This window comes from Acidovorax sp. HMWF018 (assembly GCF_003061035.1).
Classification (GTDB): Bacteria; Pseudomonadota; Gammaproteobacteria; order Burkholderiales; family Burkholderiaceae_C; genus Acidovorax; species Acidovorax delafieldii.
This window is the reverse complement of sequence record NZ_QAIM01000236.1, coordinates 1-14,734: the sequence shown is the minus strand read 5'-3', so window position 1 is coordinate 14,734 and position 14,734 is coordinate 1. Positions and strand designations below refer to the sequence as shown.

The following is a 14,734-nucleotide window of genomic DNA, read 5'->3' as shown; positions in this document are numbered from 1 at the left end:
AGCATGGCCACTTTGCGCTGTATGCACAAGAAAAGATCGCCTACGCCATCGAGCGCTACCGCGACGAAGCGGCGCGGCTGTACCGCGTGCTCGATACCCAGCTCGGCAAGACCGGCGCCTATGTCGCTGGCACCGAGTACGGCATCGCCGACATCGCCTGCTTTCCCTGGGCCATGACCCACAAGGCGCAAGGCTTCACGCTCGACGATTTTCCCCACGTCAAGCGCTGGTACGCCAGCGTGCGCGCCCGGCCGCAGGTGCAGGCGGGGCTGGCGGTCGGCAAATTCGAGAAGGAGCCTCTGGACGACGAAGCAAGAAAGAACATGTTCGGCCAGAAGGCCAAGGAGATGGCACACCGCATGTCGCCCAACAACCAGCGAGAAACACCATGATCGAATTCTTCTTCGACTGCTCCAGCCCCTGGACCTATCTCGCCTTCCACAACATCCAGCCGCTCGCCGACGAACTGGGCGTCGAGGTCACATGGCGGCCCATCCTGGTCGGCGGCATCTTCAACACAATCAATCCGACCGTCTACGCCTCGCGCGAGACGCCGGTGCCGCAGAAGGCCCGCTACCTGAAAAAAGACCTGGCGGATTGGGCCCGCTCGACGGGGCTTGCGATCAAGATGCCGCCGGCGGTGTTTCCCGTCAACAGCGTGAAGGCGATGCGCGGCTGCGTCTGGCTCGGCAACGACATGGTGCCGTTTGCTCGCGCCATATTTGAAGCCTATTGGGGCGACGACCAGGACATCTCGCAGGATTCGGTGCTGGCGGACGTGTGCCAGCGCGTCGGCATCGACCCCGCCCCATTCTTTGCAGGCATCGGCGAGCCAGCGATCAAGGATCAGCTCAGGGCCAACACCGATGAGGTGGTCGCGCGCGGCGGCTTTGGCTCGCCGACCATCTTTGTGGACAAGACCGACATGTATTTCGGCAATGACCGCATGCCGCTGATCCGCGAAGCCGTGCTGCGGCTGCAAGGGAAGACGGCCTGATGCCGCAGGCCAGGGTTCACCCATCCATTCATCTCACCACCACCACAGGAGACATCATGCAAAAAAGACAGTTCATCACCATGCTTTCCGGCGCCATGCTGACGGGCGTTTCCGGCCTGGCCCGTGCGCAGGGCGCGGCCACCCCCGGCGTGACCGATCGCGAGATCAAGATCGGCCAGACTCTGCCACTAAGCGGCCCGGCCGCAGGCTATGGTGCCGTCGGCAAGGCCATGTCCGCATGGTTTGATCTGGTCAACGCCGAGGGCGGCGTGAACGGACGCCAGCTCAAACTGGTGTTCGGCGACGACGGCTTCAGCCCGCCGAAGACCCTGGAGCAAGTGCGCCGCCTGGTGGAGCGCGAGCAGGTGGCTTTCCTCGCGGCTCAGATCGGCTCGTCCCCTCCGCTGGCGACGCGCAGCTATCTCAACAACGCCAAAGTGCCGCAGCTCTTCGTTGTGTCTGGTGCCACCACGTGGCTGGACGACGCGGCCAAGTTCCCCTGGAGCATGGGCTGGCTGCCCCTGTACACCGATGAGGGACGCGCCTTGGCCAAGCACATCCTGCAGACGCGACCGAACGCAAAGGTCGCCATGTTCTACCAGAACGACGACGCCGGTAAGGATGTGCTGCGTGGCGTGAAGGAGGGCCTGGCCGCTGCCGGGAAGCAGCTCGTGCGCGAAGATTCGCACGAGGTGTCGGATCCGACGGTGGACTCGCAGATCGTCTCCATGCAGGCCTCGGGCGCGGACGTGCTGGTGGCGTGGGGTTCGCCCAAAGCCACCCTCCAGTCGCTGCGCAAGGCCCATGACATCGGCTGGAAGCCAGCCATCTACATCAACCCGAGCGCATCTTCGGTGCCTGCGGTGCTGACCCCGGTGGGGCTGGACAAGGTCAAGGGCGTCATGAGCGCCGCCTTCCTCAAGGATCCGAGCGATCCGACCTGGAAGGACGACCCTGGTACCTTGGCCTGGAATGCCTTCATGGACAAGTACAACAAGGGCGCGGCCAAGGAGTACCTCGCCGTGCTCGGTGCCAGCGTTGGACAAACGGTGGTTCAGTTGCTCAAGCAGTGCGGCAACGACCTCTCGCGCGAGAACATCATGCGCCAGACGCGCCGCCTGGACATGGAGCTGCCCATGATGTTGCCGGGCCTGCGCATCAAGACCAGCGATGCTCGCCCTCACCCGATACCGGACATGCGCATCCAGCAGTTCGACGGCACGAGCTGGAAGGTGATGCCGTCCTGACGGGGCGAGCGCAGCGATGGAACCCATTCTTTCCGTACGCGACCTGACGATCCGCTTCGGCGGTGTCGTCGCGCTGGACGCCTTCTCGATGGACGTGCCCGAGGGCAGCATCTTCGGCCTGATCGGGCCGAACGGTGCTGGCAAGACGACCTGCTTCAACTGCATCAGCGGCTTGTACCGGCCCACACACGGCAGCGTGCGCTTCGCAGGCACCGAACTGACGCGCCTGCCGCGCCACGGTGTCGCCCGGCTGGGCCTGAGCCGCACGTTCCAGAACGTGGCGCTCTACCCCTCGCTCACGGTGCGCGAGAACGTGATGGTGGGCGCGCATGCGCGGCTGCCGGTGTCGATGCTGGGCGCCGCGCTGCGCACGCCCGCCGTCCGCGCCGCCGAGGAAGAAATCGCGCACTCGGCTGACGCGGCGCTGGCCACGCTGCGGCTGTCCGCGTATGCCGACCGGGGCGTGGCGGAGCTGCCTGTGGGCATCCAGCACCGCGTGGAAATCGCGCGGGCGTTGGTGACGCGACCCAAGCTGCTGCTGCTCGACGAACCTGCCGCTGGCCTCACCGCTGGCGAGGTCGATGAACTGCGCGAGGTGCTGCTGCGCCTGCATGAAGAGTTGAAGTTGAGCATGGTGGTCGTGGAGCACAACATGCGCTTCGTGATGAAAACCTGCTCCGACCTCGCGGTGCTGAGCTTTGGCCGCAAGCTCGCCCAGGGCTCGCCCGAGGAGGTGGCCAACAACGACGCCGTGCTCGATGCCTATCTGGGAGGTGTGCTGTGACCCAACGGCTTGAAATCCGCAACCTCGCGGTGGCCTATGGCCGCACGGCGGTGGTACATGGCATCGACCTGCACGTGCAGGCAGGCGAGATGGTGGCGCTGCTCGGCGCCAACGGCGCGGGCAAGACCTCCATCCTGCGCGCCATCAGCCACCAGCAGGTGACGGCCACGGGCACGCTGCGCTTCGAGGGCCAGGACATCATCGGCATGGCCGCGCCCGCCATCGCCTCGCTGGGCATTGCCCACGTACCGGAAGGGCGCGGCACCTTTGGCGACCTGACGGTGCTGGAGAACCTGCGCGTGGGCGCCATCCACCGCCGCGACAAGGACGGCATCGAGCAGGACATCGCCCGCATGCAGACGCTGTTCCCCAAGCTGTCCAGCCGCGCGAAGCAGGCGGCGGGCACGCTCAGCGGCGGCGAGCAGCAGATGCTGGCCATCGCCCGCGCGCTGATGATGCGCCCCAAGATGCTGCTGCTGGACGAGCCCTCGTTCGGCATCGCGCCGCGCGTGACGCAGGAGATCTACGAACTCCTGCACCAGTTGCGCGAAACCGAGCACCTCACGGCCCTCATCGTGGAGCAGAACGCCCAGGTTGCGCTGAACCTGGTCAACCGGGCCTATGTGCTCGAAAGCGGACGCATCACCGCCCAGGGCACCGCTGCCGAGCTGCGCGAAGACGACGCCGTGCGCCGCAGCTACCTCGGCCACTGAACAAACAAAGGTTCACCATGCAAGCATTTCTTCACCAGATAGCTTCGGGCCTGGCGGCGGGCGGCATCTATGCCAGCTTGGCCATCGCGCTCGTGCTCATCTACCGCTGCACTTCGTCCGTCAATTTCGCGCAGGGCGAACTGGCGATGTTTTCCACCTACATGAGCTGGGCGCTGGTTCAGGCTGGCGCGTCGTGGTGGGTAGCCTTCGCCGTCGTGGTCGTGGGTGCCTTCCTGCTCGGGCTGGCGCTGGAGCGGGTCATCTTCCAGCCCCTGCGGCACAAGCCGGTGCTCTCGGTCGTGGCGGCCAGCATCGCGCTGCTCATCATCTTGAACAGCCTGGTCGGCTGGCTGTTCGGGCATGAAATGCTGGAGTTCGCCACGCCTTTCGGCGGTGTCCTTGGCCGTGCCGAGCCCTATCTCTCGGCCCATGAGGTCGGCGTTCTGCTCGTCACCCTGGCCGAACTGGCGGCGGTGTTCGTGTTCTTCCGCTTCACGCGCTTCGGCCTGGCGATGCGCGCGGTGGCGGTGAATGCGCCGTCGGCGGAACTGTCGGGCATCAGCACCAACAAAGTGCTGGCCGTGGGCTGGGGCCTGGCTGCGGTGGCTGGTGCCGTGGCGGGGCTGATGGCCGCGCCCATCGTGTTCCTGGAGCCGTCGATGATGATGGGGCCGCTGATCTACGCATTGGCGGGCGCGCTGCTGGGCGGCATCGCCAGCCCCGTGGGCGCCGTGGCCGGGGGCTTTGCCATCGGGGTGCTGGAGAACCTGCTGGGTGCCTACGTGGTCGGCAACGACCTCAAGCTGACCTGCATCATGCTGCTGATCATCGCGATGCTGGTCTTGCGGCCTGCGGGCATCTTCGGCAAGACGGCCCAGGTGAGGGTGTGAGCATGAGCACCGTGAACACCCCCCTCACCCCCCGCTCGGCGCCAACGCCCGCCTGGCTGCGCTGGGCGGCCCCGGTGGCCGGACTCGCGCTGCTGGCCTGGTCCTTCGGCTGGCAAAGCTACCCGCTGTACGTGATGACCCAGGTACTGATCTACGGCATCGCCATCATGGGCCTGAACCTGCTCACCGGGTACACGGGCCAGATCTCGCTCGGCCACAGCGCCTTCTTCGCCATCGGCGCCTATGCGGCGGCGGTGCTCTCGCACCAGTTGGGCTGGCCGTTCTACGTGGGCGTGCCGGTGGCGGCGCTGCTGTGCTTCGGGGCCGGCTTCCTCTTCGGCTTTCCTGCGCTGCGGCTGCCCATGCTCTATTTGGCGCTGTCCACCTTCGCGGTGGCGGTGGTCACGCCGCAGGCGCTCAAGTGGAAGAAGATCGAGTGGCTGACCGGCGGCGTGGCGGGCATCGTGCTGGAAAAGCCCGTGTTCCCAGGCATGCTGGCCGACCGGGCGGACTGGGCCATCATGGCCTGCGCCGCGGCCTGCGCGCTGTGCGCCTTCCTGCTGGCGCGGCGGATCCTCGGCGCACAGTTCGGCCGCCTGGTGGACGCCTCGCGCGACCAGCCACTCGCGGCGGCGGCGGGCGGGCTCAACATCACTGCCCTGCGCACGCAAATGTTCGGCCTCAGCGCGGCGTTCACCGGCCTGGCCGGTGCCCTGAGCGTGGTGGCAGGCCAGTTCGTCGCGCCCGAGAACTTCCCCTTCCTGCTGTCGGTGTCCCTGCTGGTGGGCAGCTTCGTGGGTGGGGTGCGCAGCCTGTGGGGCGCCTTCCTGGGTGCTGCCTTCATCGTGCTCACGCCCAACCTGGCCGAGAGCGTGTCGCAATCCGCCCCGTGGATGATTTTTGGCTTCGCGCTGCTCGCGGTGGTATTCCTGGCACCCAATGGTGTGAGCGGCTGGATTACGGCCCTTTGGCGCAGCCGAGCAAGTTCTTCTTCATCCGCCTGACCGTAAGCGCTTTCCCAGTGTTGGCGGCGACCACGGCGCCGTTGTCAGCACCGCTTCGGTCGCCGCGCTGGCGCCTGAAATCGTGACCCATCAAGGAACGTCAACATGTCTGGAAATCCGATCCTTCTCGAAAAGGATGGCGCTGTTGCGACCATCACCCTCAATGCGCCCCAGAAAAAGAATGCGCTGAGCAGGTCGGTCATCAACCTGCTCGCTGGCGTCATTGCGGATGTCGAACGCGATGCCTCGATTCGGGCGTTGCTGCTGCGCGGCGAGGGCCGGATGTTCAGTTGCGGCGGCGACATCGACGAAATGGTGGCCGCAGGCGATGCGTTGTCCACCCTGGTCGATGACGAGTTGAGTGTGGCCGAAAGCATGATTCCCCAATTCGCCAGCCTGCCGTTCCCGGTGGTCTGCGCCGTACAAGGCGCGGTCGCCGGGGGCGGTCTCGCGCTGGCCTTGGCGTCTGACTACCTGATTGCCGCCCATGGAACGAAGTTTGTGGCGGCCCATACCGGCCTTGGATACCCAGGGGATCTTGGCATCAGCTGGCTCCTGCCGCGCGCAGTGGGCGGGCGGCGCGCACGCGACATGATCCTGACCAATCGCGCAGTGACTTCGGACGAAGCCCTGGCCTGGGGATTGGTCGAGAAAGTGGTTCCCGGCGAGAGCCTGCTGGAGGAAGCGCGGCGCATGGCGGTGCAATTCTCGGCCGGCCCGACGCAAGGTTATGCGGGCGCCAAGCGCCTGCAACTCGCGGCCTTCCAGGGTGATCTGGCGGCCTCCTTGAGGCTGGAGGCGGCCGAGATGCACCGGGCCTCGAAAACTGCGGATTCTCTGGAGGCAGTTCGCGCCTTCGTCGAAAAGCGGACGCCGCAGTTTATCGGGCGCTGACCGGTGTGAATCACACGCAGCATCGTCCTGGTAAGTCAGCCATCCTCGCGCGCTCTGAGGCACGGGACGGACTGGACGCAGTGTCCTGGGACGAGTTGCGCCGCCAGGTCGCGGCCATGGCTGCGGGGCTGCGCCGGATGGGCGTCGTCGAAGGTGATCGGGTGGTGGCCTACCTGCCCAATATTCCCGAAACCATCGTGGCCTTCCTGGCTTGCGCCAGCATCGGCGCGATCTGGTCGATGTGTTCCCCTGACATGGGCACGCACAGCGCGCTGGATCGGGTCCATCAGATAGCGCCCAAGGTCTTGCTGGCCGTTGACGGCTACCGCTACGGCGGCAAGGTCGTCGCCAACCCTTCCGGCGGCCTGCTCTCCAAGGCCCACCCCCTGGGCGCCACAGGCTTGGCGCAATGCAACGAACTGGTCGAGCAACCGCGCGGCACGGCCGACGCACGCCAGGTTCAGCCCGCACGCTTGCAGGCGCGACGACCCTGTACCTGACGCCCATGCATGCCCAGCGCAAGCTGCTCAAACGGCTGATCGCCAATGTGGGCGCGGCTTTACGCCATGTTCGGGCAATTGCGGAGCAGTTCAGGGGCAGCGACCCCTGGGCTGCATTGGTGCGCTACGTCAGCGAGCGCATCGCACCGGGCAGCGGCCCGCAGCCGCCTCCAACGGCGCTCGCAGGGGACGGGTAACTGCGGTTTTTAGGTTCAATTGCCTTCCCGCGCTTATGGGTCCTGCGCTGGCAGCTACTGAATCCGTAGCGAAGTGCAGCCGCTCACATCCCCGCGTAATTCGGCCCGCCCCCGCCCTCAGGCGTCACCCACACGATGTTCTGCGTCGGGTCCTTGATGTCGCAGGTCTTGCAATGCACGCAGTTCTGCGCATTGATCTGCAGCCGCTCGGTGTTGTCGTCGTTCTTCACGAACTCGTACACACCCGCCGGGCAGTAGCGGCTTTCGGGACCTGCGTACTTGGCCAGATTGATGTTCACCGGCACGCTCGCATCCTTGAGCGTCAGGTGCGCGGGCTGGTTCTCCTCATGGTTGGTGTTGCTGATGAACACGCTGCTCAAGCGGTCAAAGGTCAGCTTGCCATCGGGCTTGGGGTACACGATGGGCTTGCACTCCGCCGCGGGCTTCAAGTACTGGTGATCGGCCTTGTCGCGGTGCAGCGTCCAGGGGATGTGGCCGCGCAGCACGAACTGCTCGAAGCCGTTCATCAGCGTGGCCGTGGTCAGGCCGTACTTGAACCAGTTCTTGAAGTTGCGGTCCTTGTTCAGTTCGGTGTAGAGCCAGCTTTTCTCGAAAGCCTCGGGGTACGCTTTCAGTTCGTCGTGCTGGCGGCCTGCGGTGACGGCGTCGTAGATGGCGTCCGCCGCCAGCATGCCGGTCTTGATGGCGGCATGGCTGCCCTTGATGCGGCCCACGTTCAGGTAACCCGCATCGCAGCCCACGAGCGCGCCGCCCGGGAAGATGGTCTTGGGCAGCGCATTGATGCCGCTGGCGTTGATGGCGCGTGCGCCGTAGGACAGGCGCTTGGCGGTGATCTCGCCCTTGTCGTTCTCGAAGTAGTAGCGCACGTTCGGGTGCGTCTTCCAGCGCTGGAACTCCTCGAAGGGGCTCAGGTACGGGTTCTTGTACCCCAGGCCGGTGACGAAGCCCAGGGCCACCTTGTTGTCGTCCAGGTGGTACAGGAAGGCGCCGCCGTAGGTGTCGTTCTCCATGGGCCAGCCCGCGGTGTGCATCACGAAGCCGGGCTGGTGCTTCTTGGGGTCGATTTCCCACAACTCCTTGACGCCGATGCCGAAGCTCTGCGGGTCACGCCCTTCGTCCAGGTGGTATTTGGCGATCAACTGGCGGCCCAGGTGGCCGCGCGCGCCCTCGGCGAACACGGTGTACTTGCCCAACAGTTCCATGCCCAGCTGGAAGTTCTCGGTCGGCTCGCCGTTCTTGCCGATGCCCATGTTGCCGGTGGCCACGCCCTTCACCGAGCCGTCATCGTTGTACAGCACCTCGGCGGCGGCGAAGCCGGGGAAGATCTCCACGCCCAGCGCCTCGGCCTGCTCGCCCAGCCACTTGGTCACGTCGCCCAGGCGCACGATGTAGTTGCCGTGGTTGTGCGCGAAGGGGGGCAGGAAGACGTTGGGGACGCGAAAGCCCGATTTCTCGGACAGGAAGATGTAGGCGTCGTCGGTGACGGGCTGGTTCAAGGGGGCGCCCTTGGCCTTCCAGTCGGGGATGAGTTCGGTCAGCGCCTTGGGGTCCATGATGGCGCCCGAGAGGATGTGCGCGCCGGGCTCGGAGCCTTTTTCCAGCACCACCACCGATACGTCCTGGCCTTTCTCGGCTGCCAGTTGCTTGAGGCGGATCGCGGTGGACAGGCCCGCCGGGCCGCCTCCGACCACGACCACGTCGTATTCCATGGATTCGCGCGGGCCGTACTGGGCGAGGATTTCTTCGTTCGTCATGGGGGGTCCACGGTGACAAGCGCCTCTTACAGCGCCTTGACCAGTTCCGGCACGGCCGCGAACAGGTCGGCCTCCAGCCCGTAGTCGGCCACGCTGAAGATCGGCGCCTCGGGGTCCTTGTTGATCGCCACGATCACCTTGGAGTCCTTCATGCCTGCCAAGTGCTGGATGGCGCCCGAGATGCCTGCGGCGATGTACAGCTGCGGCGCGACGATCTTGCCCGTCTGGCCCACTTGCAGGTCGTTGGGGGCATAGCCCGCGTCCACCGCTGCGCGGCTGGCGCCGATGGCCGCGCCCAGCTTGTCGGCCAGGGGGGTCATGACTTCGTCGAACTTCTCCTTGCTGCCCAGTGCCCGGCCGCCGGAGACGATGATCTTGGCGGCGGTGAGTTCGGGGCGGTCGCTCTTGCTGACTTCGCGGCCCACGAAGCTGCTCTTGCCTGCGTCGGCGACGGCGGCTGCGGTTTCGACGGCTGCGCTGCCGCCGGTGGCGGCTGCCGGGTCGAAGCCGGTGGTGCGCACGGTGATGACCTTGGTGGCATCACCGCTTTGCACGGTGGCGATGGCGTTGCCTGCGTAGATGGGGCGCTCGAAGGTGTCGGCGCTGACCACCTTGGTGATGTCGCTGATCTGGGCCACGTCGAGCTTGGCGGCGACGCGGGGGGCGACGTTCTTGCCGCTGGCGGTGGCGGGGAACAGCAGGTGGCTGTAGTTGCTGGCGATGGCCAGGACTTGCGCGGCGAGGTTTTCTGCCAGGCCGTCCTTGAGGCTGGCGCCGTCGGCGTGGATGACCTTGGCGACGCCTGCGATTTGTGCGGCGGCAGCGGCTGCGGCGCCTGCGCCTTCACCGGCTACCAGTACATGCACGTCGCCGCCGCAGGCTGCTGCAGCGGTGACGGTGTTGAGGGTTGCGCCCTTGATGGATGCGTTGTCGTGTTCAGCAATGACGAGTACGGACATTCAGATCACCTTCGCTTCGTTCTTGAGTTTTTCGAACAGGGCGGCCACGTCGGCCACCTTCACGCCTGCGCCGCGCTTGGGCGGTTCGCTGACCTTGAGGGTCTTGAGGCGCGGGGCGACGTCCACGCCCAGATCCTCGGGCTTGAAGGTGTCAAGCTGCTTCTTCTTGGCCTTCATGATGTTGGGCAGGGTGACGTAGCGCGGCTCGTTCAGGCGCAGGTCGGCGGTAACGACGGCGGGCAGGGTGATGGAGAGGGTTTCGAGGCCGCTGTCCACTTCGCGGGTGACGGTGGCCTTGCCGTCGGCCACTTCCACCTTGCTGGCGAAGGTGGCCTGGGGCAGGTCGGTGAGGGCGGCGAGCATCTGGCCGACCTGGTTGTCGTCGCTGTCGATGGCCTGTTTGCCCAGGAAGATGAGGCCGGGCTGTTCCTTGTCCACCAGGGCCTTGAGCAGCTTGGCGATGGCCAGGGGCTGCAGTTCGGCGTCGGATTCGACGAGGATGCCGCGGTCGGCGCCGATGGCCATGGCGGTGCGCAGGGTTTCCTGGCACTTGGCGTCGCCGCAGGAGACGGCGATGACTTCGGTGACGGCGCCCTTTTCTTTCAGGCGCACGGCTTCTTCGACGGCGATTTCGTCGAAGGGGTTCATGCTCATCTTCACGTTGGCGATGTCCACGCCCGTGCCGTCGCTCTTGACGCGCACTTTGATGTCCTTATCGACTACCCGCTTGACTGGGACGAGAATTTTCATGGGAGGGTTTCCTTTCGGGATTCAAGCTACCAGGGGCACGGTTTGTTGTTCGCGCGCGGCAACGTCGTAGCCGTCCTGGTCGTTCATCTTTTCTTTCACGCTCAGAGTTGATCGTCCGCCAGGGCCAGCGTGCTGTCTGCGCCATGCATGACGATGTCGCGCAGCATCGGCGCCTGCACCAGGACGTGCGCAGCGTAATGGCTGGCCGTGGCGCGCTTGGCACCGAGAAAGCCCGCGTCGCCCGCACCCGCCGTGAGCTGCGCCGTGGCGGCCTCGGCCATGCGCGCCGACAGCCAGCCGCCGATCACGGTGCCCGCCAGCCGCAGGAAGGGCACGGCGCCCGCCGCGCACTGCGCGGGTTGAGCGTCGTGGGCCAGCAGCCAGTCGGTCGCCTCTTGCAGCGCACGGGCCGAAGCCGCCAGGGCACTGCCGATCTGCGCCAGCACGGCATCGGGCGCCTCGGCCAGTCGGCGCGCATCGCCGTCGATGCGGAACAGCAGCGCCTTCAGCGTGCGCCCGCCCTCGCGTGCCAGCTTGCGGCCGATCAGATCGTTCGCCTGGATGCCCGTGGTGCCTTCGTAGATGGTCGTGATGCGCGCGTCGCGCATGTGCTGCGAAGCGCCGGTTTCCTCGACGTAGCCCATGCCGCCATGCACCTGTACGCCATCGGACGTGATGCCCTGCGCGCTGTCGGTACACCAGCCCTTGACCACCGGTATCAGCAGGCCGACCAGAGCCTGCGCCTGCGCGCGCTCCTGCGCGTCGGCGTGGCCTGCGGCGCGGTCCATCTGGCCCGCACAGAAGTAGGCCAGCGCGCGCATGGCCTCGGTGCGGGCCTTCATGTCCATCAGCATGCGCCGAACGTCCGGGTGGCCTGCGATGGCGGTGCTGCCACTGAGCAGCGGCTTGCCCTGCACCCGCTCCAGCGCGTAGGCACGCGCACGCTGGTAGGCGCGCTCGGAGATGCCCACGCCTTCCAGGCCCACGTTCAGCCGTGCGTGGTTCATCATGGTGAACATGCAGGCCAGCCCCTGGTTCGGCTCGCCGACCAGATAGCCGATGGCACCGCCGCCGTCGCCAAAGCTCATCGACGCCGTGGGGCTGCCGTGGATGCCCATCTTGTGCTCGATGGAAGTGCAGGCCAGGTCGTTGTGTTCGCCCAGGGTGCCGTCGTCGTTGATCAGGAACTTCGGGCACAGGAACAGCGAGATCCCCTTCACGCCCGGCGGCGCATCGGGCAGGCGCGCCAGCACGAGGTGGACGATGTTCTCGGCCATGTCGTGCTCACCCCAGGTGATGAAGATCTTGTTGCCGCTGACGCGGTAGTGGTCGCCCTCGGGTACGGCGCGGCTGCGCAGCGCGGCCAGGTCGGAGCCTGCCTGGGGCTCTGTGAGGTTCATGGTGCCCGTCCAGCGGCCTTCGACCATGGGCGCCAGGAAGCGGCGCTGGAGTGCGTCGCTGCCATGGTGCGCAATGGCTTCCACCGCGCCCAGCGTGAGCATCTGGCACAGGCTGAACGCGAGGTTGGACGACTTCCACATCTCCAGCACGGCGGTGGACACCAGCGTGGGCAGGCCCTGGCCGCCCCATTCGGTGGCAGCGGGCATGCCGTTCCAGCCGTTCTCGCAGAAGCTGGCCCAGGCATCGCGAAAGCCGTCGGCGGGCGTGACCTGACCATCGTGCCAGCGCGCTCCTTGCACGTCGCCGGGGCGGTTCAGCGGGTCCAGCACGCCAGCGGCGTAGTTGGCTGCCTCCTGCAGGATGGCTTCGACCAGATCGGGCGTGGTTTCTTCATAGCCGGGCTGGGCGCAGATCGCGTCCAGGCCGCCGACCTCCTTCATCGTGAACAGCATTTCGCGCAAGGGCGCGGTGTAGACAGACATAGTGAATTCCCATAGTGATGACAATCAGGCGCTTTCCGGGGTCAGCTGCGACGGACGCAGTTCTCGTGCAGTCTCTTGCGGAGCCGCCAACGTAGGGCCGCCGTGCTTGATGAACGCCAGGGCGATGGCACCGAGGACTCCGAAACCGCCAATCACCACGAAGTTCTGCTCCAGCGGCAGTTCCAGCGCGACGATCTGGCCGATCAGCAGCGGCGCAGCGATCGCGCCCAGGCGCCCTACGCCGGAGGCCATGCCGATACCGGTCGAGCGGATGGACATCGGGTAAAACTGCCCGCAGAAGGCATAGGCCACCAGTTGCGCGCCGGTGGTGCAGGCGCCGACCGCGCCGATGATCAGGTAACGCACCTCGGTCGAGGTCTGGAAGGTCATCAGGTACAGCAGCACGCCGCCCAGCGCATACATCGCCACCAGCACCCACTTGATGTTGAACTTGTCGGCGAGCCACCCGCCGCCCACGGCACCGACGATGGCACCCACGTTCAGCGCGATGACGAAGCTGAGGGCAGACCCCAGGCTGTAGCCAGCCATCGCCATCAGCTTGGTCAGCCAACTGCTGAGCGCATAGACCATAAACAGGCCCGAGAAGAAGGCGACCCAGAACAGCACCGTGCTCAGACCCCGCCCGTCCTGGAACAGGCGAGCAACAGGCGCACCCGCCACGCGGTCGGCAGAGGGCACGACAAACTGCGTGCCCGCCGGGTACTTGACCCCTGGCTGGAGACTATGGGCCACTTCGGCCAATTCGTCGTTGCGTTGGCGCGAGATCAGGTAGGTCATGGACTCCGGCACGAACTTGAGGACGAACGGAATCAGCAGCACGGGCACCCCCGCTGCGATGAACACGGCCTGCCAGCCGTACTCGCCGATCAACTGCTTGCCCAACACTGCGGCCAGGATGCCGCCCAGTGCATAGCCCGAGGTCATCAGCGCCGTCATCAGGCTGCGGATCTTCTTGGGCGAGTACTCGACCATCTGCGCCACGATGACCGGCAGCACGCCACCAATCCCCAGGCCCGCGATGAAGCGCACCACGCTGAAACTGACGGGGTCCTTGGTGAACCCAGTGGCTGCAGTGAATACGCTGAACAGCATGATGCCGATGGAGAGGGCCCAGCGTCGGCCGATGCGGTCCGACAGCGTGCCCAGAAGCATGGCGCCGAACATCATGCCGAACAAGGCCGAGCTGGCCATGAAGCCAGCGGTTGATGCGTTCACGCCCATCTGCTGCATGATGGACGGCAGGGCGATGCCGACCACGGCGATGTCATAGCCGTCGATGATGAGAATCAGCAGGCACCACAAAAGTACCTTGACATGAAAGCCGTTGAATTTGGCCTCGTCGGCGAGCGTCTGCATATCGATCTGGTGCATGTTTGTCTCCTTTATTTGGCTGGCCCTGGATCGTGGATGCAGCGGTCGTCGCCGCACCGCTCCATATCGTCCGGAGCACGCAAGGAATCGTAGGTTCCGGTGCTGCGAGCCGCGATGACGAAACACCCCGATCAAATGACCAACGGCCCCTTTCTGAGAACTTTTCAAGGCCTCCGTAGCAGGAGAACCTAGAAGGCGAGATGTCGAACTGCAGGCTAATGTGGAGTAATGAGTCCCAGCGCATCCGGTGCGTGCTCATCCGTACGACTCTAGGCAATTCGTCTGGCGAAATAGCGCAGTTGTCTTCCCGCGCGACGGCGACGATATGCTATGTCTCAAAAGTAGCGACCAACTGCGCCAAACGGCGCGACTGGTCATTGAGCGCCCGCGAAACAGCAGCCTCCTCCTCCACCAATGCAGCATTCTGCTGGGTGGCCTGCTCTATTTCGTTGAGCGAGCGCGCGATGTCCTGCACGGTGTCCTTTTGGGCAACTGCGACGCAGGAAATCGACTGGATGGCCTCGGTCACATCCTGAACCGAAGCGACGATGCCGTTCATGCGAGACGCCGCATCCTGCGCCAGCGCCCCCCCAGACGCCACACTGCTGACGGAAGCATCGATCAACCTCTTGATGTCATCGGCAGCCGATGCCGGGGTCCCCTCGTTTTCAGTGCAATAACTGGCGGTACGCAAACCCAGCACTGGCGCGGGGGTGGTGTTGGTAGATCGTTGATTCTGTTGGCTTTCC

General features: G+C 65.5%; 14 protein-coding genes and 2 pseudogenes. 10 read left to right on the top strand and 6 right to left on the bottom strand.

Features of this window, described 5'->3' with window-relative positions; translation table 11 throughout:
* From DBR23_RS08470 to DBR23_RS08425, 10 genes and pseudogenes are all read left to right on the top strand, one after another.
* A partial coding sequence (locus DBR23_RS08470; RefSeq protein WP_199227664.1) for a glutathione binding-like protein occupies positions 1-392 on the top strand: 392 nt, incomplete at its 5' end.
* The gene (locus tag DBR23_RS08465) at positions 389-997 is read left to right on the top strand and encodes a 2-hydroxychromene-2-carboxylate isomerase (RefSeq protein ID WP_108497944.1); all 609 of its coding nucleotides are present in this window, start codon (positions 389-391) and stop codon (positions 995-997) included. The genes DBR23_RS08470 and DBR23_RS08465, both read left to right, overlap by 4 nt.
* Before the next feature lie 56 nt (positions 998-1,053).
* On the top strand, positions 1,054-2,244 hold the full coding sequence (locus tag DBR23_RS08460) for an ABC transporter substrate-binding protein (protein WP_108497943.1): 1,191 nt from the start codon (positions 1,054-1,056) through the stop codon (positions 2,242-2,244).
* 16 nt (positions 2,245-2,260) lie between these two features.
* On the top strand, positions 2,261-3,028 hold the full coding sequence (locus DBR23_RS08455; RefSeq protein WP_108497942.1) for an ABC transporter ATP-binding protein: 768 nt from the start codon (positions 2,261-2,263) through the stop codon (positions 3,026-3,028).
* The gene (locus DBR23_RS08450; protein ID WP_233250342.1) at positions 3,025-3,741 is read left to right on the top strand and encodes an ABC transporter ATP-binding protein; all 717 of its coding nucleotides are present in this window, start codon (positions 3,025-3,027) and stop codon (positions 3,739-3,741) included. Before DBR23_RS08455 ends, DBR23_RS08450 begins: the two co-directional genes overlap by 4 nt.
* Before the next feature lie 17 nt (positions 3,742-3,758).
* Complete coding sequence (locus tag DBR23_RS08445) at positions 3,759-4,631, top strand: branched-chain amino acid ABC transporter permease (protein ID WP_108497940.1); 873 nt, start codon at positions 3,759-3,761, stop codon at positions 4,629-4,631.
* 2 nt (positions 4,632-4,633) lie between these two features.
* The gene (locus DBR23_RS08440) at positions 4,634-5,635 is read left to right on the top strand and encodes a branched-chain amino acid ABC transporter permease (protein WP_197905016.1); all 1,002 of its coding nucleotides are present in this window, start codon (positions 4,634-4,636) and stop codon (positions 5,633-5,635) included.
* A 105-nt stretch (positions 5,636-5,740) separates the two neighbouring features.
* Complete coding sequence (locus DBR23_RS08435; protein ID WP_108497939.1) at positions 5,741-6,529, top strand: enoyl-CoA hydratase/isomerase family protein; 789 nt, start codon at positions 5,741-5,743, stop codon at positions 6,527-6,529.
* Positions 6,530-6,534: 5 nt separating this feature from the next.
* Positions 6,535-6,870, top strand: a pseudogene (locus DBR23_RS30400) (AMP-binding protein); the annotation flags it as partial.
* A 164-nt stretch (positions 6,871-7,034) separates the two neighbouring features.
* Positions 7,035-7,226, top strand: coding sequence for a hypothetical protein (locus DBR23_RS08425; RefSeq protein WP_108497937.1), 192 nt, complete (start codon positions 7,035-7,037; stop codon positions 7,224-7,226).
* 83 nt (positions 7,227-7,309) lie between these two features.
* Here DBR23_RS08425 and DBR23_RS08420 read toward each other — a convergent pair whose 3' ends face one another.
* From DBR23_RS08420 to DBR23_RS30395, 6 genes and pseudogenes are all read right to left on the bottom strand, one after another.
* Positions 7,310-9,001, bottom strand: a complete 1,692-nt coding sequence (locus tag DBR23_RS08420; RefSeq protein ID WP_108497936.1) for an electron transfer flavoprotein-ubiquinone oxidoreductase — start codon at positions 8,999-9,001, stop codon at positions 7,310-7,312.
* Positions 9,002-9,027: 26 nt separating this feature from the next.
* On the bottom strand, positions 9,028-9,960 hold the full coding sequence (locus DBR23_RS08415; protein WP_108497935.1) for an electron transfer flavoprotein subunit alpha/FixB family protein: 933 nt from the start codon (positions 9,958-9,960) through the stop codon (positions 9,028-9,030).
* Entirely contained in the window at positions 9,961-10,710 is a 750-nt protein-coding gene (locus DBR23_RS08410; RefSeq protein ID WP_108497934.1) for an electron transfer flavoprotein subunit beta/FixA family protein, read from the bottom strand.
* 101 nt (positions 10,711-10,811) lie between these two features.
* Entirely contained in the window at positions 10,812-12,593 is a 1,782-nt protein-coding gene (locus DBR23_RS08405; protein ID WP_108497933.1) for an acyl-CoA dehydrogenase, read from the bottom strand.
* A 24-nt stretch (positions 12,594-12,617) separates the two neighbouring features.
* Positions 12,618-13,985 (bottom strand): MFS transporter, encoded by a 1,368-nt coding sequence (locus tag DBR23_RS08400; protein WP_108497932.1) that lies wholly within the window; start codon positions 13,983-13,985, stop codon positions 12,618-12,620.
* Between the two features lie 328 nt (positions 13,986-14,313).
* A pseudogene (locus DBR23_RS30395) lies at positions 14,314-14,734 on the bottom strand (hypothetical protein); the annotation flags it as partial.